Raw genomic sequence first — 26047 nt, 5'->3', positions numbered from 1 at the left:
TTCGCCCCCTCCTGAATCTGCCCTCAGCCATGGCCACGAAGAAGTCCGCCGCGCCCGCGAAATCAAGCAAACCCAAGATGCGCGAGGTCCCCAAGAACCCGCCCTCCAAGCCCAGCAAGGACTTGCTGGTCTTCCCCAACCCGGCCCCGCAGCGCGACTACGTGATCCAGTTCCAGGTGCCCGAGTTCACCTGCCACTGCCCGCTGACCGGCCAGCCCGACTTCGCGCACTTCACCATCGACATGATTGCCGACGAGCTGTGCGTGGAGCTCAAGAGCCTGAAGATGTACTTCTGGAGCTACCGCAACGAGGGCGCCTTCCACGAGAAGGTCACCAACACCATCCTCGACGACATCGTCAAAGCCACCGACCCGCGCTTCGTGCGCATCACCGCCAAGTGGTATGTGCGTGGCGGCATCTACACGAATGTGGTGGTGGAGCACCGCAAGAAGGGCTGGGCGCCGCTGCCCAAGATTGACCTGCCGAACTTCAGCATGGAGACCGGCCTGCTCGGTTGAAGCCCTGAATCTGCCAGCATCGCCTGATGCGGCCTGCCACTCTGTCTTGATAAGGACCCTTGATGAAGCACTGGCGCGTCAGCCAACGCAATGGAGCCCTGGCGGCAGGAGCGCTGATCTATTCGCTGATCCGCACCAGCCTACCCAAGCCGCTGGCCGACGATTGGCTCGCCACCCTGCTGCCGACACTGCCAGTTTCGCTGGGCTTCCTGCAGTCGAAAGTCGTCCAGTCCATGCTGGAGGGCGTCGGGTTGGTGACGCTGATTCTTCTGGCCGAAATCGTCCTCTTGTGGTGGTCAGCCCGGCCCCTGCTGGGCGAATGGGTCTACAAGTCGTCGGCGGGCAACTGGGGTCACGTCAGGATGAAGATTGACAAGTCTGAGGCCCGCCTCAGCTATGACGTCAATCTCTTCAAGGATGAGTCCGATCTGCTTCATTCCATCCAGACTCGGCAACTGCGGGGCTGCATCGGCCATGGCAACGACCGCTTCACCCTGCACGACAAGGACACCACCATGATCTGGTACCACGTCCCTGAGCGTCGCACGGGTGAGTCCTATTACCCGGAGCGTCAGGGCATCCTGACCCTGGATCGTGACGAGGACCCAGACCAGCTGCATGCGCGCTGGGCCCGGATCGGCTCCATGACCTCTTCCCTCGACGCCAAGTCGGCCCCCAAGACAGGCGACATCAACAAGAAGGACAACTCCGCAGCCAGCGGCACCTTCCTGTTCTTCGAGCGCCGCAAGGTCTACGAAGCTCGCCACCGCGCCGAATCAAAGGCAGCTGCGTGAGCGACGTCTTTGCGTCCGTGGGTGTCATCGGCCTGGGCCAGATTGGCGGGTCGGTGTGCAAGGCCCTCCGGGCTCGTGGGTCTGCGCAGTTATCTGGCTTCGACGTCGATCCCGGGTCCTGCGCCTTGGCTGCGGCCGATGGCGTCACCATCCACACCGATGTCGCGGCGCTGGTGCGGCAGAGCGAGCTGGTCGTGCTGGCTGTGCCACTCGACAAGTACCAGGCGCTTGTGACCCCAATCTGTGCCGGCGCACAGGGCACGCGGGGCAAGGTGCTCATCGACGTTGGCTCGGGCAGCCGGCCGCTTCGTGAGGCGTTTGCCCACCCGGAAGCCCGCCAGCACCTGAGCATCATCGGCTCGCATCCCATGGCCGGCACCGAACGCCGCGGCTATGCCGCTGCACAGGCTGATCTGTTCGACGGCCGCAACTGGGCGGTGCTGAAGGATGGCCCCCAACCACGCCCCGCCGACGCCCTGCGAGTCATCCAATGGGTGCTGTCACTCGGCGCCCGCGCCATCTTGCTGGAGGCCGAGCGCCACGACGAGGCGGTTGCCCGCACCAGCCACCTGCCCCATATGCTGGCCATGGCGCTGGCCCGGACCGCCTATGCGGACCCGCTGGCCACGCTGCGCTACAACTTTGCTGCCGGCTCCTTCCGCGACGGCACACGCGTGGCTGACAGCGAACCCGCGCTGACTGCCGCCATGTGCCACGAGAACGCCGCCGAGCTGGCAGCCGCGATGGACGAGTGCCTGCAACTCCTCACCACCGCCCGGCGCCACCTGCGCCAGGGCGGCGCCGAGCCCCTGCTGGCCGACTTCCAGCTCGCGCGGGACCTGAAAGCCCAGCTCAAGCAGGCGTTCGAGCACATTGCCGAGGAAGCCCTCCGTGAGGACGACCTCGCCATGTTTGACCGTTTGCTCGACGCCTGCAGCCATGGCGCAAAGATCGCTTCGCTGACCCCTTGCAGCGATGCCGCGATGCCCCGTTGGCAAGCCCGCCTTGAACGCCCCCACCAGTTACCTGAAGAAGCCCCGACCGCGAGATGAACCCGTACCTGGACAAGTTGCAGCCCTACCCCTTTGAGCGGCTGCGGGCGTTGAACGCCGCCATCACGCCCAACCCGGCTTTTGGGCACATCAGCCTCGGGCTGGGCGAACCACGCCACGAGGCCCCCACGCTCATCAAAGAGGTCTTGGCCCGGTCCATGAGCGGCTTGTCGCACTACCCCGCCACAGCCGGAACACCCGAGCTGCGTGAAGCCATCGTGGCCTGGCTGCACAAGCGCTACGGGCTCTCCATCGCGAGTGCGCAGGTGCTGCCGGTCAACGGCTCGCGTGAGGCGCTGTTCTCGCTGGCCCAGACCGTGGTCGACGGCAGCCAGCCCGGCGCCACCGTCGTCTGCCCCAATCCCTTCTACCAAATCTATGAGGGTGCCGCCCTTCTGGCCGGGGCGCAGACCGCCTTCGCCAACAGCGACCCGGCACGCAATTTCTGCGTCAACTGGGACGAGATCGACGCCGGCACCTGGCAACGCACACAACTGGTCTATGCCTGCTCGCCCGGCAACCCGACGGGCGCCGTGATGCCCCTGTCGGAATGGCAGACCCTGTTCGAGCTGAGCGACCGCTACGGCTTTGTGATCGCCTCTGACGAGTGCTACTCGGAGATCTACTTCCGCGAGGAGGCGCCGCTGTCGGGCCTGGAAGCGGCCGCCAAGCTGGGCCGGACTGACTTCCGCAACCTGATCGCCCTGACCAGCCTGTCCAAGCGCTCCAACGTGCCCGGCATGCGCTCAGGCTTTGTGGCGGGCGACGCTGCGCTGATCAAGAAATTCCTGCTCTACCGTACTTACCACGGCAGCGCGATGAACCCCATGGTCCAAGCGGCCAGCGCCGCCGCATGGAACGACGAAGCCCACGTCATCGAGAACCGCCAGCGCTACCGCACCAAGTTCGCCGCCGTGACGCCCATGCTGGCCGAGGTGCTGGACGTGGCCCTGCCGGACGCCGCTTTCTACCTTTGGGCTGGCGTGCCGGGGGGTGACGACGTGGGATACGCCCAGCAACTGCTCGCTCAATACAATGTTCAGGTCCTTCCCGGCAGCCTGCTGGCCCGGGAGTCCGGGGGCCTGAACCCCGGCGCCGGGCGCGTACGGCTGGCCCTGGTGGCCGACGAGGCCGAATGCCTTGAAGCCGCACAGCGCATCGTCTCCTTCACCCGCTCCTTCTCCTCCGCCGCTCAATGACTGCCGAACTGCAAAGCCTGATCGACCTCGCCTGGGACAACCGCACCTCCCTGGACCCCACCAATGCGCCGGAGTTGCGTGACGCCGTCGAGCATGTGATTGCCGAGCTGGACGCGGGCCGCCTGCGCGTGGCCGAGCGCCAGGGCGTGGGCCAATGGCAGGTGAACCAATGGGTGAAGAAGGCGGTGCTGCTGTCCTTCCGCCTGAACGACAACCGGCTCATGGGCGACAAGGACCTGACCTTTTTTGACAAGGTGCCCACCAAGTTCTCCGGCATGAGCGAAGCCCAGCTGCGCGCCACCGGCGTGCGCGTGGTGCCGCCGGCCGTGGCGCGGCGCGGCAGCTTCCAGGCCAAGAACGTGGTGCTGATGCCCTCCTACGTGAACATCGGCGCCTATGTGGACGAGGGCGCGATGGTGGACACCTGGGCCACCGTCGGCTCCTGCGCCCAGATCGGCAAGAACGTGCATCTGAGCGGCGGCGTCGGCATCGGCGGCGTGCTGGAGCCCCTGCAAGCCAACCCGACCATCATTGAAGACAACTGCTTCATCGGTGCGCGCTCCGAGGTGGTCGAGGGCGTGATCGTCGAGGAGAACTCGGTGATCTCGATGGGCGTCTACATCGGCCAGAGCACCCCGATCTACGACCGCGCGACCGACTCGGTCTCCTACGGCCGCGTGCCCGCAGGCTCGGTGGTGATCTCGGGCTCGCTGCCCAAGGACAACGGCCGGTACTCGCTGTACGCGGCCATCATCGTCAAGCGGGTGGATGCGCAAACGCGCTCCAAGACCAGCATCAACGAACTGCTGCGCAGCTGAATATGGCAACTGGCGGAAACATGGAGCGCATCCTCCGGCTGATGGCCGAGAAGGGGGCGTCTGACTGCTACCTCTCGGCCAATATGCCGGTGCTGATCCGCATCAATGGCCAGACGGTCCAGCTGTCCGACCAGATCCTGACGCCGCCTCAGCCCCGCCAGTTGATCTCCGAGATCATCGACCCGGCAAGCCTCGCCGAGCTCGACAACTCAGGCGAGCTCAACCTGGCCGTGTCGGTCAGCGGCGTGGGCAGCTTCCGGCTGTCGGGCTTCCGCCAGCGTGGCTCGATTGCCGGCGTCTTCCGCCACATCCCGCACAGCATCCCTTCGCTGGAAAGCCTCCGGCTGCCGCCGCTGCTGGGCACCATGATCCGCGAGAAGCGTGGCCTGATCCTGATGGTGGGCGCCACCGGCACCGGCAAGAGCACCACGCTCGCGTCCATGCTGGAGCTGCGCAACCAGACGATGACCGGGCACATCCTCACCATCGAGGACCCGATCGAGTACCTGTTCAGCAACAAGCGCTCGGTCGTCAACCAGCGCGAGATCGGGCGCGACACCGCCTCGCTGCAGGTCGCGCTCAAGAACGCGCTGCGCCAGGCCCCAGACTGCATCCTGATCGGCGAAATCCGCGACCGCGAGACCATGACGGCCGCCTTGTCCTACGCGCTGTCCGGCCACCTGGTGGTGGCCACCTTGCACGGCAACAACACCTACCACGCGCTCAACCGCATCCTGTCCTTCTACACACCCGAGTCGCGCCCCGCCCTGCTGAGCGATCTCTCGGCCGGCCTCAAGGCCATCGTCTCGCAGCGACTGGTGCGCGCGGTGGCGGGAGGCCGGGTGCCCGTGGTGGAGATCCTGCACAACACCAAGCTCACCTCCGAATTGATCGAGCAAGGCGACTTCCCCGGCGTCAAGGACGCCATGGAGAAGTCCATCGCCGAAGGCTCGCAGACCTTCGAAGAGAACTTCGCCCAGTTGATCAACGAGGGCGTGATCACCCGCGAGGAAGGCCTGGCCTTCGCCGACTCGCCCACCAACCTGCTGTGGCGCCTGCAGAACAGCGCCGCAGGTGACCGCCCCTCCGCTGGCCGCAAGGAAGAACGCGCCAGCGACGATGCCTCCTTCACCGAAATCACGCTCGACGTTCGCACCTCCCCTTGAAACTTCTGGCCTGTATTGAATCCATCGCCGCCCGCCTAGACCAGGCGGGCGTTTTTTTCGGCCACGGCACCGCGAACGCGTTTGACGAAGCCGCCTGGCTGGTGCTGTGGCGCCTGGGGCTGCCACTGGACGCCCTGGACGCGCACGCCGACCGCAGCCTCGACGCCGCAGAGCTGCAAGCCATCGACGCCCTGGTCGCGCAGCGCATCAGCACCCGCAAGCCCATGGCCTACCTGACGGGCGAGGCCTGGCTGCAAGGTGTGCCCTTCCACATCGACGAGCGCGCCATCGTGCCGCGCAGCTTCATCGCCGAGCTGCTGGCCGACGGCAGCATCGACCCATGGCTCTCGGAGTCCACGCATCGCGTGCTGGACCTGTGCACCGGCAACGGCAGCCTGGCCGTGCTGGCCGCCATGGCCTGGCCCGAGGTGGCGGTGGACGCACTCGACCTCAGCACTGACGCCCTCGCGGTGGCCAAGTGCAACGTCGAGCGGCATGGGCTGTCTGAGCGCATCCGGCTGCTTCAAGGCGACGGGTTGGCGGGTTGCAACCCGCCCTACGACCTCATCCTGTGCAATCCGCCCTACGTCAACGCGGCCAGCATGGACGCCTTGCCGCCTGAATACCGCGCCGAGCCCGCGCTCGCCCTGGCCGGCGGCGCCGACGGCATGGACTTCATCCGCCAGTTGCTGCACGACGCACCTGCCGCCCTGGGCGAGCACGGTGTGCTCGTGCTCGAAATCGGCAACGAGCGTGCGCACTTTGAAGCCGCCTTCCCCCAGCTCGAAGTCGTCTGGCTGGAAACCTCAGCCGGCGAGGACCAGGTGCTGCTCGTCACGCGCGAGGCCTTGCTGTGATCACCCTACGCGACATCACCCTGCGCCGAGGCCTCAAGGTCGTTTTGGACGGCGCTTCCGCCACGCTGCAGCCAGGCGAAAAGATCGGCCTCGTCGGCCGCAATGGCGCCGGCAAGTCCAGCCTCTTCGCGCTGCTGACCCACCGCCTCAGCAACGACCGCGGCGAGGTCGAGGTGCCCCGGCATTGGCGCCGGTCTGAGGTGGCGCAGAACATGCCCGAGACGGACGACGGCGCGACCGACTTCGTGCTGGAGGGCGACCAGCCCTTGATGGCCGCGCGCGCCGCACTGGCAGCCGCCGAAGCCGCCAATGACGGCCACGCCATGGCCGACGCGCACGCTGCCTTGGCCGATGCCGGCGCTTTCGATGCCCGCTCCCGCGCCCAGGCGCTGCTGATGGGCCTCGGCTTCAAGACCGAGCAACTCGATGCCCCGGTCAACAGCTTCTCGGGCGGCTGGCGCATGCGCCTGCAACTGGCCCGCGCGCTGATGTGCCCGGCCGAACTGATGCTGCTCGACGAGCCCACCAACCACCTGGACCTGGATGCCCTGGTCTGGCTCGAAGCCTGGCTGCAGCGCTACGACGGCATGCTGATCGTCATCAGCCACGACCGCGAATTCCTCGACGCCATCACCAAGGTCACCCTGCACCTCGACGAAGGCAAGCTCACCCGCTACGGCGGCAACTACACCAGCTTCGAGACCCAGCGCGCCGAGCGCATGGTGCTGCAGCAGGCGGCGTTTGCGAAGCAGCAGGAAAAGGTCGCCCACCTGCAGAAGTTCATCGACCGCTTCAAGGCCAAGGCCAGCAAGGCCAAGCAGGCCCAGAGCCGCGTCAAGGCCCTGGAGCGCATGGAGAGGTTGGCGCCCGTGCTGGCCTCGGCCGACTTCAACTTCGAGTTCCGCGAGCCGCTCAACCTGCCCAACCCGATGCTGATGTTCGACGAACTGTCGGCCGGCTATCGCACCGAGGCGGGCGACAAGATCATCGTGCGCGGTGTCGACCGCTCAGTGCTGGCCGGCCAACGCATCGGCATCCTCGGTGCCAATGGTCAGGGCAAATCCACCTTGGTCAAGACCATCGCCGGTTCGCAGCCCCCGCTGGCCGGCACCATGACCCAGGGCAAGGGCCTGTCCATCGGCTACTTCGCCCAGCAGGAGCTGGACGTGCTGCGCCTGGACGAAGGCCCGCTCGCCCACATGGTGCGCCTGGCGCGCGACGTCGGCCCCCAAGGGCGCGAGCAAGAGCTGCGCGACTTCCTTGGCCAGTTCCGCTTCACCGGCGACATGGTCAACCAGCAGGTCGGCAGCTTGTCCGGCGGCGAGAAGGCGCGCCTCGTCCTGGCCATGCTTGTCTGGCAGCGCCCCAACCTGCTGCTGCTCGACGAACCCACCAACCACCTCGACCTCAACACGCGCGAGGCCCTGTCCATGGCGCTCAATGAGTTCGAAGGCACCGTCATGCTCGTCAGCCACGACCGCGCGCTGCTGCGCGAGGTCTGCGACGAGTTCTGGCTCGTCGCCGATGGCGTTGTCAAACCCTTTGATGGTGACCTGGACGACTACCAGCGCTGGCTGCTCGACCAGAGCAAGGAAGCCTCCCGCGCCGCAAAGAAGCAAGCCTCCGCTGCCCCCGCTCCCGCTCCTGTCGCGGTTGCTGTTGCAGCGCCTGCGCCACCGCCCGCCTCCCGCGAGGACCGCAAGGCCTCCGGCCAGGCTCGCGCCAAGCTCGCCGAGCAAACGCGGCCCCTGCGCCGCGAAATGGATGCCATCGACAAACGCCTGCACCAACTGGCCGCCGAGCGCACCGACATCGAGACCCAACTCGCCGAGGGTGCCGCCGCCGCTGCCATCGCCGAAATGGGCCGCCGCCTCAAAGCCATCGGCGACCAGATCGAGGCCGATGAACTGCGCTGGCTGGAACTGAGCGAGCAGATCGAAGCCCTGGGCGCCACCGCCTCTTAGGCGCCCGGGCACAGCCTCTCACGCAGGCGTTAGCGAGTTCCACGCAGACAAAGAAAAAGCCCAAGTCCTTGAAGGACCTGGGCCTTTGGGCTTCAGCGCAATCGCTGAAAGTTTGGATGGTGGGCCGGGGTCACTTGAACTGTTGACCTAAGCCATTGTCAGGAAACAACTTACTGAAGCGGCCCCCGACGAGTTACCCGGAAAGTTACCCGGTCAGTGCGCCGCTTGAAGTAGTTTCGAGGCCCTCGGCTTGGCTTTCGGCGCCCTCCCCGGCCACGCCCGCGCCAGGCTGCCGAACGTCCGCCAGCACGCCGGCCAGCCGCTCCAGGTCGAGCGCAGCCCGCAGGAGCTTCACCTCCAGCAGCGCGCCGAGGTACTCGGGCACCCAATCGGGAATCGGCGTGATGGCCTTGCGCCAGCGCCAAACGGTGTTCGGCACCAGGCCCGTGCGACGGCAGAAGTCCGCCGCCTTGATGCCTAGCTCTTCAAGGGCTGTATCGAACTGCTCGGGAGTCATCTTTTCCTTCCTGCCTCATGGGGCCTCAACCGCTACGCTGCACGCAGCGTAGCGCATTACATTGAGTAGATCAACAATGCATTTTATCTACTTTCATTTAACATAACGCCGGTTAGGAACAAACGCGCGGGCCTGTTGTCCACACCCCTACCGGCCGCAAACCCGCATGGATACTGGGCTTGCGGCCGATGCCCAAAAATGCAGCAACTCTAACCCCTGCGCAATTCCGCAAAATGTAGATTGTCGATTCAAGTTATCCACAGGCGCACTCGGTGCGTTACGGTGAGTGCAGCCAGCCCAATCCCGGCCATGCTGTTTTGCAGCGGGGACAGCGGGGACACGGGGACAGCGCATGCAAGCCATTGATTTACAAGGTAACGTCTGTCCCCACAGGCCCAGATTTTGTCCCCGCCTAGGTTTGCAGGCGGGGACAAGGTAGAGGATGAACTTAGTCATTCATCTACAAGCGTTCGTTTTTCAGGCGCTGCCTGCCAGTGCGCGTCAACGTGTCCAGGCCCCGAAGGATCACAGCCAGCCACCTGGAGCGCGCGGCATCCATCCTCACAATGTAGAGTCGTCGGGTCGAAGCGCCCCGGCCAGCAGCGCCCACGGCGCGCAGACTGCCACCGACGCTTGCGCGTGGTCCTTCAGCCTGTACAGCGTCAGCGGCCGATTGGCGCCGGGTGCGCGCGCAGTTCCGCAGCGCTCCAGCTCGCCAGCCGTGGCCATGTTCACCAGCGTGCGATTGATCAGCGTCTGCTCGGCCGCGCTGACGCTCGGCAGTTCCCCGCTCTCCACCAGGCGAGCAGCAACCGCGTACCGATGCAGCGGCGCCGGGGCTCCTGTGAAAATCCCCAGGAGCGCGATGCGCATTTCCCCGCGCGGCCTCCCGCCCGCTCCGGTCACAGCTCATCGGCCAGTACAGACGCCTTCACATGGAAGAGCTTCACCTTTCCCAGGCCTGGCACCCGGTGGCTACGGGTCAAGCGCCCGGCCTCGTGCTCCAGGTGGCCACGTTGGCGCAGCAGCTCAGCCACGGCGCCAGCGTCCAGGCCCTTGCACACCTCACGCTTCCACGCCTCAGGCAGAAACAGGTATTCCGTTGACGAGTGGAAGCTGTCCGTTGACTCTGGGTTGCTGCGCTTGTCGATGTAGGCCTGTGCCTCGTCGAACTTCACCGGCTTGCCGTCTTCGTCAATCTGGCGCCGGAAGCCCGCCCGCAGTGGCGTGTTGGGCCTGTGGTCGTCGTGCGCCCGGTGCAGCCAGGTCATCAAGGCATCGCCGTTCTTCTCAATCCAGGCCTTCACCTGGCCAAGCATCGCGGCCTCTTCGCCGTTGCCGGAGTGCCCACGTGCGGTCAGCCAGTCATCGAAGCAGCGGCGCGCGGCCGTGGTGGCCACGTTGGAAGCCCAGCCCGTGATTCCGGCTTCGCTGGCCAAATCGCCCGCCACCGCCACCAGCGCAAACCGCCTGGCCACGCGGCGCACCTGTTCACCCGCACCGCCTGGCAACAGGTCGGCCATCACTGCGGCCAAGGCCTCGCGCACTCGCTCGGGCAGGCCGGCTTGATGCGCACACGCCCACTCCAGCCAGGCGCGGCCGGCAACGCCATAGCAGCGCGCAGCGGCCCCCGTGATGGCCTCCACCAGGGCGCCGGCCGACGCATGCCCGTGCAGGGCTTCAACCCCACCCATGCCCTGGCCAGCGTCTAGCGGAATGTCCACCATGCGCACCTCTTGACCGGCCATCACGCGCTTGCCGGCCTCTGCCATGTGGGTGGAGAGGCTCACCTCACCCGACGACAGGAAGAGCAGGCGCCAGGTGCGTTGCTTGCGGTTCAGCCCGCCCCGTGTGTTGCGGCCCTTCTCCTGTTCGTTGGCCAGCATGTAGGCGCACTCGCCGGCCTTGTTGGCGTCGAGCTGGGCAATCTCGTCCAGGATCAGCAGCCCGTCGCTGTGCTGCACGGCCGTGGCCTCTAGGGCGTTGTCGGTCGTGCGCCAGCGCTTCACATAGTCGGGCCGGCCCCACACGCTGGCCGCGATGCGCAGCGCCGAGGTCTTGCCCTGGCTTGACCCTGAGCGGAAGTGAAAGCCCCCGCTCTCAACGCCAGCAGGCAGCAGCAAGGCCCCAGCGAATGCGCAGCTCAGCGCGAAGACAAAGCGGCTATTGCCCACGCACAGGGCCGAAACCTCACGCTGCCAGGTGGCCAGCTCGCCGCGCTGGCGGAAGGTGTCTTCCATGCCCGCTTCGCTTTGGAAGACGTAGCGCCGGCCCTCAGTGCCGCCGATGCAGCGACTCGGCAGCACGTAGGCCCCGCCATGCCAGCCAACGCGATCCGTGCAGGTGACGCGCTCGGCCGGGTTGCGGGTGTTGATGTACTGGCCCACGCGGTTGCGCGCCGTGGTGCCGTAGGCCATGGGCAAGCCCATGTCTCGCAGCCGGCTTGCCCACTCGGCACCCTCCCCGCTCAGCATCGCGTCAGGCATGGCCCAGGTCTTGGGGTTGCCGTCCGGGTCGCTGAACTCGATCAGGTAGCCCCAGCCGTTGGCATCGTCGGCACGGGTGCGCGCCGTCACTCGCAGCGGGGCGCACACCCACTGCGCGCGCTCTTCGCCGTCGCTGCCGCGCGTGATGAACCAAACGCCCGCGTCATCGAGCCTGAAGGGATCACGCGCACCAGGCACGCCGGCCACAGAATCAGCCTCTGGGGTGCTTTCTTCTTCGTCGGCAGGCGCTGGCGCGTCCGGCCCTCCGTTCGGCGCTTCTGCGGCCGTTGCGTGGGTCTGGCGTGGCTCGGTCGTCTGGCGCGGCTTGCGGGTCTTGCCCAGTGTCGACGCGTCAGCCGCTGCGGCCACTTGTGCGGCCACCTCGTCCAGGCCCAATTCGTCGGCTAGGTCGTTGAAGTCGCTGCCTTCCTCGGTCAGCCCTTGCGGCAGCAGCGCCGCCGCAGCGCAGCCCAGGGCCTGGAGCTTGCGCGCCGCCTTCTCGGCGCCCTCACGGCCGGGGTTCTTGCCGCTGCGCGCCTCGGTGGCCGTGTCGTTGTCGCCGCACACCAGGAAGCGAGCGCCAGGGAAGCGCACCGGCATGGCCTCGGCCACGGCTGCCAGGTTGCCGGCATCGAAGGCCACCACAGCGGGCAGGCGGCTCGCCTCGTGCAGGCTGGCGGCCGTGGCGTAACCCTCGGCCATCAGCACCAGGCCGGGCACAGCGTCCGCAGCCGGCGCGCTGCCGATCACATGGAACAGCCCGCGTTTGCGGCCACCCGAGAGGAAGCGCTTTTCCGTGAGGCCTCGGGCCTGCTCTTCGTCGGTGGGCGGGCGCGGCGCGATGCGCTGCAGGTTGTGCAGCTCGCCGGCAGCATCACGCATGGGCACCAGTAGCGTCCCATCCGGCAGGAAGCGCACCCCATGGGCCTGGACGCCCTTGCGCTGCAGGTAAGGGCTCTCACCCGTCCCCGAAGCCTTGGCCCACAGCTCGGCCGCATCCCGCGCGGCCTGCTCTGCACGGCGCCGGTACTTCTCGGCCTCAGCCGCTTGCGCAGCCTGGCGCCGGGCGAGCTGTTCGGCGTGCTGCCGCTCCTGCTCGGCCAGGGCCTCGGGGCTGAGGGCCGGGCTGGCGTCATCAGGGAAGCGGAAGCCGTGCTCCTTGGCAATGCCAAAGAGCGTGCCCACCGTCACCCGGCCGCCCGCCTTGATGCTGCGCCAGGTGTCGCGGGCATCGGTGAGGCTGTAGCCCTCGGCCTGGCTGCTCCAGTCGTTCCAGAGGTCGAAGCCCTCGGCCCCCAACTCGGCCTTGACCGCCATGCCGATGCGCACCCAGGTTTCGCGGTCAAGGCTGGCAGGGATGCAGCCAAGCGCCTGCCGGATCAGCTCGGGCGTGATCGCGCGCGGAGTCCTTGGCCCCCGATGCTTGCGGGCGTTCAAATCAGGCCCCTCTCAGCGAGGCTTGTCGCTTCCTGCCGGCTAACCACGATGTGATCGATCATGTTCACGCCGATGCTCGTCATCGCCCTGATGACCGCATGCGTCAGCAGCTCATCGGCGCGGCTGGGTGTCGAGTCTCCTGATGGGTGGTTGTGCGCCAGGAAGACGGCGCTCGCGTTGTGGGCTAAGGCGCGGCGCGCAATCTCCCGTGGATAGGCCGCCACTTCGGAGAGCGTCCCTGTGAACATCTCTTCAAACGCGATCAGGCACAGCTTTGCATCCATGAACGCCACCGCGAAGTGCTCGTGGTCAAGGTGCGCAAGATGCAGGAAGGCCAACCGCTTGACTCGCTCGGGTGTCGTCAGGTCGTGCTGCGGTCGTTGTGCGCTCAGACGGCGCGTAAGTGCGGCGATAGCGGCGTCTATCAGCGCGGACTCCTGCGCCTCCAGCGATTGCCCTAACGCGGGCGGCACGAGGTCTAGCCAGCTTGCGGGCTTAGTGCTCGCAGGCTTCGGCGCGGGCCTGGATGCGAGCGACACAACACCCGGCCCGTGTCGTCCCTTTCGGCACGGCTGGGCTACGGGTGCGACGGCTGCACTGGGCAGCCGGCGCACGTTGGCGGGCACTGAGGCCATGGCTTCCAGGCTGTGCGCCTTCAGCACGCGAGCGGGGATGCTGCGTTCAGTGTCGGTACTCATTGGCCACCCTCCAGCCACTGCAGTGTGAGCAGCGCAGCGGGCCAGCTCAGCCGGCCGCGCAGCGCGGCGCGCAGCACGATGAAGCGCGCCATGCGGCGCAGGTAGTGAGGGGGCGCGGCGGGCGCAGGGCGTGCCGGCGTCGGCGCGGGTGCGGCCAGGCGGCCGGCTTGGGTTGCGGTCATGGTCTACAGGCTCCTGAATGAGCGACTGAGGACACCAGCCGTCGCCGTTTTCAAGCGGCAGCGGGTGGGCGGGATGTTGAAAACACGAATTCAGTCGTGCGGCCAGCCTTGCGGGTAGGCCCATCCCGCCCCATGACTCGAAAAAATCGGGGCGTGACAAAGCCGCACTGTCGGGGCGGCCAACCGCTGAATTTGAGGTGTTTTCAAGCACCTGCGGCCAGTGTAGCGGCGCGGGCCTGGATCGGGCAAAGGTGGACATGCGGTGGCCTTCAGGGTGTCGAATGAACCAGGCCCAAGATGGGCCATCGCGCGTGGCGCGTCGGCGCCCAGCTACTCGGGCTCGGCCTCTGGATCAACCACGTCGAAGCGGCCTGGCATGCTTTGCACCACGAGGTGTGCAGAGTCTTCCCAGGTAAGCCGCAGCACGTCGCCCAGGGGTGCGCCGGGCATATGCCTGCCGGCCACAATCTCGGCCCGAAGTTGCTCGCCATTGAAGGCTGAGGGATTCAAGCGAAGCCCTCCAGATTGCCGCATTGCTCGGCCATCACGTCGAGCAACCATCTCAGCGCTGAGCAGCCAGTCGCGGCCGTGCGAGAGCGCCCGGAAACATGCCCAGCCCGCAGCTTGACCAGGATCACGCTCAAGCGCCGCGCCTATCAAGCGCAGTAGTCGCGACCAGACCTCGGACTCCGACAGCGGAAGCGGCGTTTGCGCCGGAGCATGTTCGAGGACTCGCAGGCGTCCTGCATCCGGGTTGCGGGTGAGCTCGTCGCAGGCAGCCCGAAGCAAATCCTGGGGCCAATAGGCTGACTCCAGAAGGCGAATGAGCGAGCGCGCTACGAGACTGCCATAGCCGGCGGCGTCGCGAGCGCGAGCGATCACGCTCGGCGCGTCAAGAGTGGCGCCATGCGCCCAGATCCCGCCGGCGCTCATTGGTGCACCTTGCCTGCTTGCGTGATGCGATCCTGCACCCACTGCAAGACCGCCGACTCTGGCCAGGCCACACAGCGGGGCGTCACCTGAACGCAGCGGGGGAACTCGGCCGGCACGCGCTTCATGAGAAGGTACAGCGTGGATTTCTTCAGGCCAGTAAGGGCTTCAACTTCTGGCAGACGCAGAAGGCGATCCCGCTTCACCTGCGGGCGAGTTTCAGAGACGAGATGCATGGCGACGACTCCAAGGAAGTGCAGTTGCGATGAACCGCATCGTTCCCGGCTGCGCACCCTTGCCGCGCCTTGCAAATGCCGCGCAAGTGGTGCGACAAGGTGTGCCGCACTCTGTAGGCGTCTATTTCCGCCGCAGCGCTGCGGCAGCGGATTGCAAGGGCTGCAAGGGCGCACCGCACGCCTGCAACGCTTCCAGCGAAGGCCTCCATCCGTCTTTTGCTTGCACGCCCTGCAGCGCACCAGACGGACGTAGTGGGCCAATCAGCTCTACCACCCGCTGGCGAGAGCAGCGGGCCAGCTGCGCCAGCTGACGGCCTTTGAGGCCGTCGCGGTGCCGCGCGATGAAAAGCGAATCTCGATCAGCGTCTGACCAAGGCTCGCCAGGCTCATGAATCAAGGGTGCGCTCGACGGCTTCAGCGTCGCCAGCGCAGGCAAGCGCTCGGCCACCATGGCGGCACTCTGCGACGAGCCTCCCCGGTGTCGCACGAAATCGCGCAATTGCCGCTCATCGAAGTCCCGCAGCGCCTCTGCCACAGTTGGATTCACAAGGCGGCGCCATTGTTCGCGAAGCTGGCGGTCCTCTTCGCTCTTGATGATGAGATAGGCCTCGTCCGCTGTCACTACCGTCATTGCAGTCCCCGCCCCGCATCGAAGAAGCACCGCGCCGCCTGGCGGGATTCAGGCGGACCGGCTGGGATCAGTAGCCAGTGGCGCGGTGCGCCCCGAATTCTCGCGCTGCAAGCTATCCGGCTGAGCATGCTGACCTTGAGCCGTGGCGCGCCGGGCGGCGGGGGCGCCGGGCAATGCCATCCGCGCCACGCTTCCAGGGGCGTCCATGGAGCGCCAGCAGAGAGGGCGCAGACTGGCCGCAGTCGTCACCCTTGGCGGACGCAACACACCCCCGAAACCACCTTTCCGCCAGCGTCCAGCAGGCCCACCCGCAACACCTTGGCGGGCGCAGGCGGAACCACTCCAGCTCGGCTGAGCGTTGCCTATGCACAGGGCCAGCAGGCTAGGGCACTCCCTCGGCTTGAATCACCCGCACCAGGAAGTGAGGCGGAAGGACCCACGACTTCTAGGCCGAAGCATCGAGGCGAGGGCAGATCGATAGACAGAGTGAGGTGATAGGTTCTCTCTACTGTCCCCGTGTCCCCGTTTTGTCCCCGCCTCTGTCCCCGCCTACCGTCCAAGCACGCCGACTGGCCGCAAACCCGCATGGATACTGGGCTTGCGCCCTGAAGGCCCCACCGCTTGCCCTGCCCTGTCCCCGTGTCCCCGCCTGTTCTGCACGCGCCAGGCCGGCCGACTGAGCCAAACGCCAGCCGTCATCGGCCTGGCGCCCCCTTTCGCACCCGCCCAGCGCGAAGAGAAGCCCGCCCGCGCCCCTCAGCGCGCGCAGCAAAAAGGGGCCGGCTGGCCCCTTGAGGTGTTGACGTGGTGAGTGCCGGCGCCGGCTACGGATCAGGCGGCGCGGCCGTTGATGGGCACAACGTCAGCACCCAGGCGCAGGCGGTCGAGGTAGTCGGCCCATGTCTGCATCATGGCCTTGCGCTGCTCTACGTACTGGGTGCGGTTGTAGGCCCGGCCCAGGGCGTCCGGCACCGCGTGTGCGAGCTGGGCCTCCACAACCTCGGGGGCCACGTCCAGGCGTTCGGCCAGCATGGTGCGGGCCATGGCCCGGAAGCCGTGCGCCGTCATCTCGTCGTTGCCGTAGCCAAGGCGGCGCAGTGCGCTGCGCACTGTGTTTTCGCTCATGCAGCGCAGGCGCGACGTGAGCGCAGGGAAGACGAAGCGCCCTTCCCCTGTGATCGCCTGCAGCTCAGCCAGCAGGGCCACGGCTTGGCGAGCGAGGGGCACCAGGTGGGGCGGGCCGTCTACCTTGTCGGCCTTGGTGCGCTTCATCAGCGCGCCGGGCACTGTGAGCATGCCGGCCTCTAGGTCGATCCAGGCCCACTCAAGGTGTCTCAGCTCACCCGGGCGCAGCAGAAGCAGGGGCGAGAGCAGCAGGGCCGCGCGTGTCACGGCCTGGCCGGCGTAGTCTGCCGCCGCGCGCATGAGCTTGGCCACCTCGGCCGGCTCAGTCAGTGCGGCATGGTGGCGGGCCTGGACGGGGCGCAGTGCGTCCCGAAGGTCTGCGGCCGGGTCGCGGGCACAGGCCCCCGTCGCAATGCCGTAGCGGAAGACCTGGCCGCAAGCGTCCTTCACGCGGTGGGCTGTCTCGATGGCGCCTCGCGCCTCAACGCGCCGCAGCACGGCCAGCAGCTCGGGCGCGTCCACCTCGGCCAGCGGGCGCCGGCCGATCCAGGGGAATACGTCCTGCTCCAGGCGCAAGCGGGTGCGGGTGTGGTGCCCCTCGCTCACCTTGCCCGCGTGCACGGTGGACAGCCAGTCGCGGGCCACGGCCTCAAATGAGCCTTCAGGCGGTAAGCCGGCCTCTTCTAGCGCCTCGACCTTGGCCACCTGGGCTTGTGCTGCCTTGTCCGCCTTGCGCAGCTCGCTCGGGTCTGTCCCCGCAGCGACCTGGCGCCGGGCCTCGTCGCGCCTGGCGCGGGCCTGAGAGAGCGAGGTGTCAGGGTAGGTGCCGAGGGAGAGCATGCGCTCCTTGCCGGCCAGCCAGTACCGCAGGCGCCACCAGCCCACGCCCGTGGGCCTCACGTCGAGCACCAGGCCGGCACCGTCGCTGACCTTGCGGGCCTTGCCCGAGGTTTCCGCGTCCTTGATGGCCGCCCGGATGGCCTTGTCTGAGAGAAGCTCGCTTCCTGCCATGTCGCCCCCATGACCCGGGAACCAGACCGGGTAACTCTGCGGGGCATGTTACCCGGTTGACCCGAGTTACCCTGAAAGTTACCCGGCCAGATGCCGGAAGGTGGCGCACTTACCCGGACTCTGGCGGACAAAGAAAAAGGCCTAAGTCGTTGATTGACTTAGGCCTTTTGGACTTCAGCGCACCTTGCTGAACTCTAGGATGGTGGAGCCGGGGGGAATTGAACCCCCGTCCGCAAGCCATCACCGGGCAGATCTACATGCTTAGCCGGCTGATTTGAATCTCGCGGTCAACTCGCGCAGTGGCACGCTAGCTTTCCCGCCAGTCACTTGATCTTGCAGCCCACCGAGTGACCCGGTGAACTGCCAGCCGATGTGAATGACTTCTCAGCACTTCAGACCTTGCGGTCTTGGTACCCGGCCCATCGGCCAACCGTTGAGAAGCTCAACCGCAATTAAGCGGCGAGTGCGAACGTAGAGTCGTTTGCAGTTACTTTTTTTCCAGTGGATTTACGAGCGAACTGGTGCTCGGCATGCCCCACCTCGGATCCGCACCTACGTCGAAACCGGGTCGGCCCCGTGGACCACATCTTAGGCCAGCTTGAGGCAATTCAAGAGCTGGAGCGGCTCATCGATGAGCGCGTCTGCACCCCAGTGCTCGATGGCACGCTCAAGGCCCAGATATCCCCAGCGCACGCCAACGGTCCGCATGCCAGCCGCGCGTCCCGCTTCGATGTCGCGCGGGTCATCGCCCACGTAGAGGCAATCGCGGGGGCTGACCGCCAGCGCGAGGCAGGCATGCATCAAGGGCGCGGGGTGCGGTTTGCGGTGGGCAGTGGTGTCCCCACCCACGAGCACGGCGGGCTGCAAGCCCAGGCCTTGGCATAGCGGCGCCGCCAGCGCGTGGCTCTTGTTGGTGACGATGCCCCAGGGCAGGCGGGCGGCTTCGAGTGCCCTCAGCAGCTGAGGGATGCGCTCGAAGAGCGCGGAGTCCTGTAGCAGCACCTCCGCGTAGCGGGACAGGTACTCCTCCCGGCACGCGTCGTAGCCAGGGTCACCGGCCTGCATGTCGAAGGCGACACGCAACATGCCCCGCGCGCCTGAGCCGCAGTGCGCCCGGTAGGCCCCGGGATCCAAAGGCGCCATGCCACGGGCAACGCGCATCGCATTGGCAGCTGCCGCAAGATCCGGCGCGCTGTCGACCAGCGTGCCGTCGAGGTCGAAGAGCACGGCCTGGGGCCGCACGCTCAAACGTCCGTCGGGCGCTGGCACGCCATCAGGTAATTGACGTCGGTATCGGCCCCGAGCGAATAGGTCTGCGTCAACGGGTTGTAGCCCAAGCCGCGCATGGCCACGATCTCCAGGCCAGCACCCCGGCACGCCTCGGCAAGCTCTGAGGGCCGGAGGAATTTCTGATACTCGTGCGTGCCCTTGGGGAGCATGCGCAGCAGGTACTCGGCACCGACGATCGCCAGCATGAAGGATTTGAGATTGCGGTTGAGGGTCGAGAAGAACACCCAGCCGCCAGGCCGCACCAGCGTTGCACAGGCCCGCACGACCGACCCTGGGTCGGGCACGTGCTCGAGCATCTCCATGCAGGTCACCACGTCAAAGGACGCCGGCTGCTCGGCCGCCAGCGCTTCGACGGCCACCTCCCGGTAGCGAACACCTTGCGTCTGCGCCTCAAGCGCATGCAGCTCCGCCACCCGCAAGGGTTTGGTGGAGAGGTCGATGCCCAACACCACGGCACCACGCCGCGCCATCGAGTCGGCCAGGATGCCGCCACCGCAGCCCACGTCGAGGACCTGCTTGCCAGAGAGCACCGCCAACTGGTCGATCCAGTTGAGCCGAAGCGGATTGATCTGGTGAAGCGGCTTGAACTCGCTCTCCGGGTCCCACCAGCGGTGGGCCAGCTCACCGAATTTCGCAAGTTCCTGGGGATCGGCGTTGATCATGAGTGGCGACTACAAAGAAAAAGCCCCGTCAGCGGGAACTGGACGGGGCTGTTGGCGAAACGGCGCGCTCAGCGCGCCTTTCGATCACTTGCGGCGGGTACCGACGACCTCAATCTCGGTGCGACGGTTCTTGGCGCGGCCATCAGCGGTCTTGTTGTCCGCCACGGGCGCCTTCTTGCCCTTGCCTTCGGTGTAGACGCGGTTGGCTTCAACACCCTTGCTCACCAAGTAGGCCTTGACGGCTTCGGCGCGCTTGATGGACAGCGTCTGGTTGTAAGCATCGCTGCCGACCGAGTCGGTGTGACCCACGGCGATGATGACTTCCAGCGCGATGGACTTGGTCTTGCTGACGAGGTCGTCCAGCTTGGCCATGCCCTCAGCCTTGAGAGTCGCCTTGTCGAAGTCGAAGAACGCATCAGCCGCGAAGGTGACCTTCTCGCTCAACACCGGGGGAGGCGGAGGAGGCGGCGGCGGGGGAGGCGGCGGGGGGGGCGGCGGAGGCGGGGGAGGAGGCGGCGGGGCAACGACCTTCGGTGCCTCCTTGATTTCGCCATCACAACCCTTGGCGGCGGTGGCCGGCGTCCAGAAGTTGTCGCGCCAGCAATATTCGTTGGTGCCGTTCTTCCAGACGGTGCCGTCGGTGGAACGCCAGTTATCGATCGCCTGGGCGAAGGCGCTTGACGACGCCACCGCTGCAACCGCGGCGACCGTCACGAGCGACGCCACCCGATTCAGTTTCTTCATGATTCTCCTCTCAAGGATTGCCGCAGACGCCCTGCGCGAGATCAAGGTTCGAACCCATCAACCCAGGGAAAACCGCATGTGCGGGTATTTCCTAGGAACCGGTTCATTGTGCCATAGGGCCCCAACCGAGATGCATTGTGGAGGCGCCTTGCTGGCACCGCGTGACGCCTGTTGCGCTGCAACGACATGACCCTCGCGCCGCTTAGAATCCCAGGCTTTCGCTCAGCCTGTGCAGGGCCCCTTCGAGTAGCCCGGAGATCGACGACGCATGACCCAGTTTGCCAAGGAAACCCTGCCCATCAGTCTCGAAGAGGAGATGCGTCGTTCGTACCTCGATTACGCGATGAGCGTGATCGTGGGGCGTGCGCTGCCTGACGCCCGTGATGGCCTGAAGCCGGTGCATCGCCGCGTGCTGTTTGCGATGCACGAGTTGAACAACGACTGGAACCGGCCGTACAAGAAGTCGGCCCGTATCGTCGGCGACGTGATCGGTAAGTACCACCCGCACGGCGACACGGCGGTGTACGACACCATCGTCCGTCTGGCGCAGGATTTCTCGCTACGCCATATGTTGGTGGATGGCCAGGGCAATTTCGGTTCGGTCGACGGCGATAACGCCGCTGCGATGCGATACACCGAAATCCGGCTCGCCAAAATCGCCCACGAAATGCTGGCCGATATCGACAGGGAAACCGTCGATTTCGGGCCCAACTATGACGGCAGCGAAAAGGAACCCCTGGTTCTGCCGACCCGTTTGCCAAACCTGCTGGTGAATGGCTCAGCGGGTATTGCGGTGGGGATGGCAACCAATATCCCGCCGCATAACCTGAACGAAGTCGTCGACGCCTGCCTCTTTGCGCTGCAAAAGCCCGACGCCACCGTTGATGAGCTGATGGAAATCATCCCGGCGCCGGACTTCCCGACGGCCGGCATCATCTACGGCCTCTCAGGCGTGCGCGACGGCTACCGCACCGGGCGTGGCCGCGTGGTGATGCGCGCCAAGGTGCACTTCGAGGACATCGACAGGGGCGCCCGCCAAGCCATCATCGTTGACGAGATCCCCTACCAGGTCAACAAGAAGACGCTGCTTGAGCGCATTGCTGAGTTGGTGCACGAGAAGAAGATCGAGGGCATCAGCCACATCCAGGACGAGTCCGACAAGTCGGGCATGCGGGTGGTGATCGAGCTCAAGCGCGGCGAGGTCCCGGAGGTGGTGCTGAACAACCTCTACAAGCAGACCCAGCTGCAAGACACCTTCGGCATGAACATGGTCGCCCTGGTGGACGGCCAGCCCAAGTTGTGCAACCTCAAGGACATGATCGTCGTGTTCCTGGAGCACCGACGCGAGGTGGTGACCCGGCGCACGATCTTTGAGCTGAGAAAGGCGCGCGAGCGCGGCCATGTGCTGGAAGGCCTGGCCGTGGCGCTGGCCAACATTGACGAGTTCATCGAGACCATCAAGAACTCGCCAACGCCGCCGGTAGCCAAGGCAGCCTTGATGAGCAAGAGCTGGGATTCGTCGCTGGTGCGCGAAATGCTCGCGCGGGCCGAAGGTGGCAGTGCTTCCTATCGGCCCGACGGCCTGGAAGCCCAGTACGGCATGCAGGCGGATGGCCTCTACCGCCTCTCGGACACCCAGGCCAGCGAAATCCTCCAGATGCGTCTGCAGCGCCTGACGGGCCTGGAGCAGGACAAGATCGTCGGCGAGTACAAGGACGTGATGGCGCAGATCGCCGATCTGCTCGACATCCTGGCCACGCCTTCGCGTGTGACCACCATCATTGGCGACGAGCTGAACCAGATCAAGACCGAGTTCGGCCAGACCAAGCTGGGCGCCCGCCGCAGCGTGATCGAGCACAACGCGCAGGAACTGGGCACCGAAGACCTGATCACCCCGACCGACATGGTCGTGACGCTCTCGCACACCGGCTACATCAAGAGCCAGGCACTGAGCGAGTACCGCGCGCAGCGCCGTGGCGGACGCGGCAAGCAGGCCACGGCGACCAAGGACGACGACTGGATCGACCAGCTCTTCATCGCCAACACGCACGACTGGATCCTGTGCTTCTCGAACCGTGGTCGCGTCTACTGGATCAAGGTCTGGGAAGTGCCTCAGGGCTCGCGCAATTCGCGCGGCAAGCCCATCGTCAACATGTTCCCGCTGCAGCCGGAAGAGAAGATCACCGTCGTGCTGCCGCTCACCGGCGAGTTCCGCAGCTTCCCAGAAGATCACTTCGTCTTCATGGCCACGGCGCTGGGCACCGTCAAGAAGACCGCCCTCCCCGACTTCAGCAACCCGCGCAAGGCCGGCATCATTGCCGTGGACCTTGACGAGGGTGACTTCCTGATCGGCGCGGCGCTGACCGATGGGCATCACGACGTGATGCTGTTCAGCGATGGCGGCAAGGCCGTGCGCTTCGATGAGGACGATGTCCGCCCCATGGGCCGACAGGCGCGCGGCGTGCGCGGCATGATGCTGGAGCCCGACCAGCGCCTGATCGCCATGCTGGTGGCGGAGGATGAAACGCAGAGCGTGCTGACGGCCACCGAAAACGGCTATGGCAAGCGCACCTCCATCGTCGAGTACACCCGCCACGGCCGCGGCACCAAGGGCATGATCGCCATCCAGCAAAGCGAGCGCAATGGCCGCGTGGTGGCGGCGACCCTGGTGCGTGCTGAAGACGAGATCATGCTGATCACCGACAAGGGCGTGCTCGTGCGCACCCGCGTCAGCGAGATCCGCGAGCTTGGCCGCGCCACCCAGGGCGTGACCCTGATTGCGCTGGATGACGGCAGCAAGCTGTCCGGCCTGCAACGTATCGTGGAGAACGATGCGAGCGACGATGACCAAGAAGCCGCACCAGACGCCGCCCCCGACTCTCCTCAGGATTGATATGAACCCCCTGCGCACATCGCTTGGCAACACCCCACTCGGCGCCCTTTTGCTGGCCGGGCTTCTCGGCAGCTCCCTGGCCTGGGCCGCCGACGCGCCGGCCAAGCCCATCGCCGGGCTCAGCAAGGCCGAGTTGATCACTCGCATCACTGAGCACCAGCGCAGCCTCGCCGATTCATTGGCCAACTCCGTCGTGCAGGGCCCGATGGCGCCGCTCGTCACCGCCACCCGTGCCGCCATGCAGCAGGTGCCGGCCGACAAGCGCGAAGCCACGGCCAAGGCGCTGGACGCTGAGCTGCGCAAATTCGTCGAAGAGAACGTGGGCTACCTGCGCGAAAAGGCCTTGCAGGCCCTGCCTGGTACCTCCAGCGCCATCCTGGAAGAGCGCTTCAACGAAGACGAGTTGCGCGAGATCCTGACCTGGATGGAAGCGCCGGTGAACCGCAAGTTCGGCACCGCCCTTGGCGAGACGCAAAAGCGCCTCGCCGAGAAGGTCGTGCCCGAAGCCGGCCCGACGCTGGAAGCCCGCTTCCGTGCGCTGCAGACCTCCGTTGCCAAGCTGCTGGGCCTGCCGCCTCCGGGTGCCGCGCGTCCTGCCAATGCACCGCCAGCGCCTGCATCGGCCGCACAGCCCAAGAAGTGAGGCCATGAGCCAACGCCCCTACAACTTCGCCGCCGGCCCGGCGGTGCTGCCTGAGGACGTGCTGCGCCAGGTCGCGGCCGAGATGCTCGACTGGCACGGCTCCGGCATGAGCGTGATGGAGATGAGCCATCGCGGCAAGGAGTTCATCTCCATCGCCGACACGGCCCAGCGCGACCTGCGCGAGCTGCTGCGCGTGCCCGACAACTTCCGTACCCTCTTCATGCAGGGTGGTGGCCTCGGCGAGAACGCCTTCGTGCCGCTCAACCTGTCGCGCGGCGGCAAGGTGGACGTGGTGCTGACGGGCTCGTGGTCGCGCAAGAGCGCTGGCGAGGCCCGCCGCTATGCCGACGTGCACGTCGCGGCCGACGCGGCGGACTCCGGCCGCATCCCCGAGCACTGGGACCTGCGCCCCGATGCAGCCTATGTGCACGTCTGCACCAACGAAACCATCGACGGCCTCGAGTTCCACGAGCTGCCCGTGGTGCCAAACGACGTGCCGCTCGTGATCGACTGCTCGTCGCACGTGCTGTCCCGGCCCATCGACTGGTCTCGCGTCGGCCTGGCATTTGCCGGCGCCCAGAAGAACCTCGGCCCGGCCGGCCTGACCCTCGTCTTCGTGCGTGACGATCTGCTGGGCCACGCGCTGGACATCTGCCCTGCCGCCTTCAACTACGAGACGGTGGCCAAGGCCGACTCGATGTTCAACACCCCGCCCACCTTCGCCATCTATGTGGCCGGGCTGGTGTTCCAGTGGCTCAAGCGCTTCGAGTACCAGGGCCTGAAAGGTCTGGCCGCGATCGAGCAACGCAACATCGACAAGGCCAAACTGCTCTATGGCGCCATCGACGCTTCGTCGCTCTATGTGAACCGCGTGCACCCCAGTTGCCGTTCGCGCATGAATGTGCCCTTCTTCCTGAAGGACGAGCGCTTGAACGACGGCTTCCTTGCCGAAGCCAAGGCCGCTGGGCTGCTGCAACTCAAGGGACACAAGTCGGTCGGTGGCATGCGTGCCTCGATCTACAACGCCATGTCGATGGAGGGCGTGCAGGCGCTGGTGGCCTTCCTGAAAGACTTCGAGGCCCGCCATGGCTGACCCGCAAAAGCCCGTGGCCACGCCGGCCCTGGCCGCCCTGCGCGACCAGATCGACGCGCTCGACCGCCAACTGCTCGACCTGCTGAACCAGCGTGCCCGCGTGGCCGAGCAGGTCGGCGAGATCAAGCGCCTGGAGGGCAGCCCTTTCTTCCGCCCCGACCGCGTGGCGCAGGTGATCCGCAAGATCCGCGAGGCCAACCCCGGTCCGCTGCGCGGCGAGCACGTCGAGGCCATCTGGCGCGAGATCATGTCGGCCTGCCTGGCACTTGAGTCGCCGCAGCGCGTCGCGGTGCTCGGCCCGGTCGGCACCTTCTGCGAGCAGGCGGCGCTGGAGTTCTTCGGCGGTGGCGCCGACCTCGTCTATTGCGCCAACTTCGACGAGGTCTTCCATTCCACCGCTAGCGGTGGCGCCCAGTTCGGCGTCGTCGGCGTCGAGAACATGACCGAGGGCGTGGTTACCCGGTCACTCGACCTGTTCCTTCACACGCCCTGCCACGTCGTGGGCGAGGTGTCGCTGCTGATCCGGCACAACCTGATGCGGCTGGAAAAATCACTCGAAGGCGTCGAGGCCGTGCTGGCCCACCCGCAAGCCCTCGCGCAATGCCAGTCCTGGCTCAACAAGCACCTGCCCAACGCCGAGCGCCGGGCTGTGTCGAGCAATGCCGAAGGCTCACGCCTGGCGGCCACCAATCCTGCCTGGGCCGCGCTGGGCAGCGAACGGGCCTCAACGCTCTTCGGCCTGCACATCGTGGCGCCGGCCGTGCAGGACGAGGCCTACAACCGCACGCGTTTCGCCATCATCTGCCTGCCGCAGACCATGGAGATGCCGCCGCCCAGCAGCCGCGACTGCACCAGCCTCATCGTCTCGGTGGCCAACCGCCCCGGCGCCATGCATGACCTGCTGGTGCCGCTGAAGACGCACGGCGTGTCCATGACGCGCCTGGAGTCCCGCCCGGCCCGCACCGGCCAGTGGGACTACTACTTCTACATCGACCTCGACGGTCACCCCAGCCAACCCCACGTTGCAGCAGCACTGGCAGAACTGCGCGAGATCTGCGCGTTCTTCAAGCTGCTCGGCGCCTACCCCCTGAAGAGTTGAAG

The 26047-nt window shown here is 66.4% G+C and carries 24 protein-coding genes and 1 other RNA gene; 12 read left to right on the top strand and 13 right to left on the bottom strand.

Going from position 1 to position 26047, the window contains the following annotated elements; translation table 11 throughout:
- Positions 1–29 precede the first annotated feature (29 nt).
- From queF to ABDJ85_RS13205, 8 genes are all read left to right on the top strand, one after another.
- Positions 30–518, top strand: coding sequence for a preQ(1) synthase (gene queF, locus ABDJ85_RS13240; protein WP_430765542.1), 489 nt, complete (start codon positions 30–32; stop codon positions 516–518).
- 62 nt (positions 519–580) lie between these two features.
- Complete coding sequence (locus ABDJ85_RS13235; RefSeq protein WP_347705252.1) at positions 581–1312, top strand: hypothetical protein; 732 nt, start codon at positions 581–583, stop codon at positions 1310–1312.
- Complete coding sequence (locus ABDJ85_RS13230) at positions 1309–2364, top strand: prephenate dehydrogenase (protein ID WP_347705251.1); 1056 nt, start codon at positions 1309–1311, stop codon at positions 2362–2364. Before ABDJ85_RS13235 ends, ABDJ85_RS13230 begins: the two co-directional genes overlap by 4 nt.
- Positions 2361–3563 (top strand): succinyldiaminopimelate transaminase, encoded by a 1203-nt coding sequence (dapC, locus tag ABDJ85_RS13225; protein WP_347705250.1) that lies wholly within the window; start codon positions 2361–2363, stop codon positions 3561–3563. Before ABDJ85_RS13230 ends, dapC begins: the two co-directional genes overlap by 4 nt.
- Entirely contained in the window at positions 3560–4381 is an 822-nt protein-coding gene (dapD, locus tag ABDJ85_RS13220) for a 2,3,4,5-tetrahydropyridine-2,6-dicarboxylate N-succinyltransferase (protein ID WP_347705249.1), read from the top strand. Before dapC ends, dapD begins: the two co-directional genes overlap by 4 nt.
- Positions 4382–4401: 20 nt before the next feature.
- Positions 4402–5547 carry a PilT/PilU family type 4a pilus ATPase gene (locus ABDJ85_RS13215; protein WP_430765541.1) on the top strand — a complete coding sequence of 382 codons (1146 nt, stop codon included), beginning with the start codon at positions 4402–4404 and terminating at the stop codon, positions 5545–5547.
- Complete coding sequence (gene prmB / locus ABDJ85_RS13210) at positions 5544–6404, top strand: 50S ribosomal protein L3 N(5)-glutamine methyltransferase (RefSeq protein ID WP_347705247.1); 861 nt, start codon at positions 5544–5546, stop codon at positions 6402–6404. Before ABDJ85_RS13215 ends, prmB begins: the two co-directional genes overlap by 4 nt.
- Positions 6401–8368: an ABC-F family ATP-binding cassette domain-containing protein gene (locus tag ABDJ85_RS13205; RefSeq protein ID WP_347705246.1), complete on the top strand. Its 1968-nt coding sequence runs from the start codon at positions 6401–6403 to the stop codon at positions 8366–8368. The genes prmB and ABDJ85_RS13205 overlap by 4 nt, the downstream gene beginning before the upstream one ends.
- Before the next feature lie 205 nt (positions 8369–8573).
- Here the strand turns inward: ABDJ85_RS13205 and ABDJ85_RS13200 are convergent, their stop codons facing one another.
- The 13 genes from ABDJ85_RS13200 to ompA form a co-directional block, all read right to left on the bottom strand.
- Entirely contained in the window at positions 8574–8885 is a 312-nt protein-coding gene (locus ABDJ85_RS13200) for a hypothetical protein (RefSeq protein ID WP_347705245.1), read from the bottom strand.
- A 561-nt stretch (positions 8886–9446) separates the two neighbouring features.
- Positions 9447–9758, bottom strand: coding sequence for a hypothetical protein (locus ABDJ85_RS13195; RefSeq protein WP_347705244.1), 312 nt, complete (start codon positions 9756–9758; stop codon positions 9447–9449).
- Positions 9759–9787: 29 nt separating this feature from the next.
- A complete protein-coding gene (locus tag ABDJ85_RS13190) occupies positions 9788–12808 on the bottom strand; it encodes a DUF927 domain-containing protein (RefSeq protein WP_347705243.1) in 3021 nt (1006 codons plus the stop codon).
- Positions 12805–13506, bottom strand: coding sequence for a JAB domain-containing protein (locus tag ABDJ85_RS13185; RefSeq protein WP_347705242.1), 702 nt, complete (start codon positions 13504–13506; stop codon positions 12805–12807). The genes ABDJ85_RS13190 and ABDJ85_RS13185 overlap by 4 nt, the downstream gene beginning before the upstream one ends.
- A complete protein-coding gene (locus tag ABDJ85_RS13180) occupies positions 13503–13688 on the bottom strand; it encodes a hypothetical protein (protein WP_347705241.1) in 186 nt (61 codons plus the stop codon). The genes ABDJ85_RS13185 and ABDJ85_RS13180 overlap by 4 nt, the downstream gene beginning before the upstream one ends.
- A 330-nt stretch (positions 13689–14018) precedes the next feature.
- A complete protein-coding gene (locus tag ABDJ85_RS13175; protein WP_347705240.1) occupies positions 14019–14621 on the bottom strand; it encodes a hypothetical protein in 603 nt (200 codons plus the stop codon).
- Positions 14618–14854, bottom strand: coding sequence for a helix-turn-helix transcriptional regulator (locus tag ABDJ85_RS13170; RefSeq protein WP_347705239.1), 237 nt, complete (start codon positions 14852–14854; stop codon positions 14618–14620). Before ABDJ85_RS13170 ends, ABDJ85_RS13175 begins: the two co-directional genes overlap by 4 nt.
- A 121-nt stretch (positions 14855–14975) precedes the next feature.
- Complete coding sequence (locus ABDJ85_RS13165) at positions 14976–15485, bottom strand: hypothetical protein (protein WP_347705238.1); 510 nt, start codon at positions 15483–15485, stop codon at positions 14976–14978.
- A gap of 831 nt (positions 15486–16316) precedes the next feature.
- Entirely contained in the window at positions 16317–17621 is a 1305-nt protein-coding gene (locus tag ABDJ85_RS13160) for a tyrosine-type recombinase/integrase (RefSeq protein WP_347705237.1), read from the bottom strand.
- A gap of 200 nt (positions 17622–17821) precedes the next feature.
- Positions 17822–18197, bottom strand: a transfer-messenger RNA (tmRNA) gene (gene ssrA, locus ABDJ85_RS13155).
- 12 nt (positions 18198–18209) lie between these two features.
- Positions 18210–18863, bottom strand: a complete 654-nt coding sequence (locus ABDJ85_RS13150; RefSeq protein WP_347705236.1) for an HAD-IA family hydrolase — start codon at positions 18861–18863, stop codon at positions 18210–18212.
- Between the two features lie 2 nt (positions 18864–18865).
- On the bottom strand, positions 18866–19573 hold the full coding sequence (ubiG, locus tag ABDJ85_RS13145; RefSeq protein ID WP_347705235.1) for a bifunctional 2-polyprenyl-6-hydroxyphenol methylase/3-demethylubiquinol 3-O-methyltransferase UbiG: 708 nt from the start codon (positions 19571–19573) through the stop codon (positions 18866–18868).
- An 84-nt stretch (positions 19574–19657) separates the two neighbouring features.
- Entirely contained in the window at positions 19658–20317 is a 660-nt protein-coding gene (ompA, locus tag ABDJ85_RS13140) for an outer membrane protein OmpA (RefSeq protein WP_347705234.1), read from the bottom strand.
- Positions 20318–20585: 268 nt separating this feature from the next.
- Here ompA and gyrA point away from each other — a divergent pair, with 268 nt between their 5' ends.
- The 4 genes from gyrA to pheA are packed head-to-tail and all read left to right on the top strand — an operon-like array spanning position 20586 to position 26045.
- Positions 20586–23210, top strand: a complete 2625-nt coding sequence (gene gyrA, locus ABDJ85_RS13135) for a DNA gyrase subunit A (RefSeq protein WP_347705233.1) — start codon at positions 20586–20588, stop codon at positions 23208–23210.
- A 1-nt stretch (position 23211) separates the two neighbouring features.
- Positions 23212–23853: a hypothetical protein gene (locus tag ABDJ85_RS13130; protein WP_347705232.1), complete on the top strand. Its 642-nt coding sequence runs from the start codon at positions 23212–23214 to the stop codon at positions 23851–23853.
- Between the two features lie 4 nt (positions 23854–23857).
- Entirely contained in the window at positions 23858–24946 is a 1089-nt protein-coding gene (gene serC, locus ABDJ85_RS13125) for a 3-phosphoserine/phosphohydroxythreonine transaminase (protein WP_347705231.1), read from the top strand.
- Positions 24939–26045 carry a prephenate dehydratase gene (pheA, locus tag ABDJ85_RS13120; RefSeq protein WP_347705230.1) on the top strand — a complete coding sequence of 369 codons (1107 nt, stop codon included), beginning with the start codon at positions 24939–24941 and terminating at the stop codon, positions 26043–26045. The genes serC and pheA overlap by 8 nt, the downstream gene beginning before the upstream one ends.
- Positions 26046–26047: the final 2 nt, after the last annotated feature.

Origin of the sequence: Roseateles paludis, assembly GCF_039872745.1 — a bacterium.
In the GTDB taxonomy this organism is placed as follows: Bacteria; Pseudomonadota; Gammaproteobacteria; order Burkholderiales; family Burkholderiaceae_C; genus Pelomonas; species Pelomonas paludis.
This window is presented reverse-complemented; position numbering and strand designations above follow the sequence as displayed.

Coding starts and splice junctions, on each gene's coding strand:
- dapD (WP_347705249.1), top strand. CDS start 3,560: ATGACTGCCGAACTGCAAAGCCTGATCGACCTCGCCTGGGACAACCGC.
- pheA (WP_347705230.1), top strand. CDS start 24,939: ATGGCTGACCCGCAAAAGCCCGTGGCCACGCCGGCCCTGGCCGCCCTG.
- ABDJ85_RS13175 (WP_347705240.1), bottom strand. CDS start 14,621: ATGAGCGCCGGCGGGATCTGGGCGCATGGCGCCACTCTTGACGCGCCG.
- ABDJ85_RS13200 (WP_347705245.1), bottom strand. CDS start 8,885: ATGACTCCCGAGCAGTTCGATACAGCCCTTGAAGAGCTAGGCATCAAG.
- ABDJ85_RS13180 (WP_347705241.1), bottom strand. CDS start 13,688: ATGACCGCAACCCAAGCCGGCCGCCTGGCCGCACCCGCGCCGACGCCG.
- ABDJ85_RS13130 (WP_347705232.1), top strand. CDS start 23,212: ATGAACCCCCTGCGCACATCGCTTGGCAACACCCCACTCGGCGCCCTT.
- ABDJ85_RS13165 (WP_347705238.1), bottom strand. CDS start 15,485: ATGACGGTAGTGACAGCGGACGAGGCCTATCTCATCATCAAGAGCGAA.
- ompA (WP_347705234.1), bottom strand. CDS start 20,317: ATGAAGAAACTGAATCGGGTGGCGTCGCTCGTGACGGTCGCCGCGGTT.
- ubiG (WP_347705235.1), bottom strand. CDS start 19,573: ATGATCAACGCCGATCCCCAGGAACTTGCGAAATTCGGTGAGCTGGCC.
- ABDJ85_RS13170 (WP_347705239.1), bottom strand. CDS start 14,854: ATGCATCTCGTCTCTGAAACTCGCCCGCAGGTGAAGCGGGATCGCCTT.
- gyrA (WP_347705233.1), top strand. CDS start 20,586: ATGACCCAGTTTGCCAAGGAAACCCTGCCCATCAGTCTCGAAGAGGAG.
- ABDJ85_RS13215 (WP_430765541.1), top strand. CDS start 4,402: ATGGAGCGCATCCTCCGGCTGATGGCCGAGAAGGGGGCGTCTGACTGC.
- ABDJ85_RS13195 (WP_347705244.1), bottom strand. CDS start 9,758: ATGCGCATCGCGCTCCTGGGGATTTTCACAGGAGCCCCGGCGCCGCTG.
- ABDJ85_RS13235 (WP_347705252.1), top strand. CDS start 581: ATGAAGCACTGGCGCGTCAGCCAACGCAATGGAGCCCTGGCGGCAGGA.
- ABDJ85_RS13160 (WP_347705237.1), bottom strand. CDS start 17,621: ATGGCAGGAAGCGAGCTTCTCTCAGACAAGGCCATCCGGGCGGCCATC.
- serC (WP_347705231.1), top strand. CDS start 23,858: ATGAGCCAACGCCCCTACAACTTCGCCGCCGGCCCGGCGGTGCTGCCT.
- dapC (WP_347705250.1), top strand. CDS start 2,361: ATGAACCCGTACCTGGACAAGTTGCAGCCCTACCCCTTTGAGCGGCTG.
- ABDJ85_RS13185 (WP_347705242.1), bottom strand. CDS start 13,506: ATGAGTACCGACACTGAACGCAGCATCCCCGCTCGCGTGCTGAAGGCG.
- queF (WP_430765542.1), top strand. CDS start 30: ATGGCCACGAAGAAGTCCGCCGCGCCCGCGAAATCAAGCAAACCCAAG.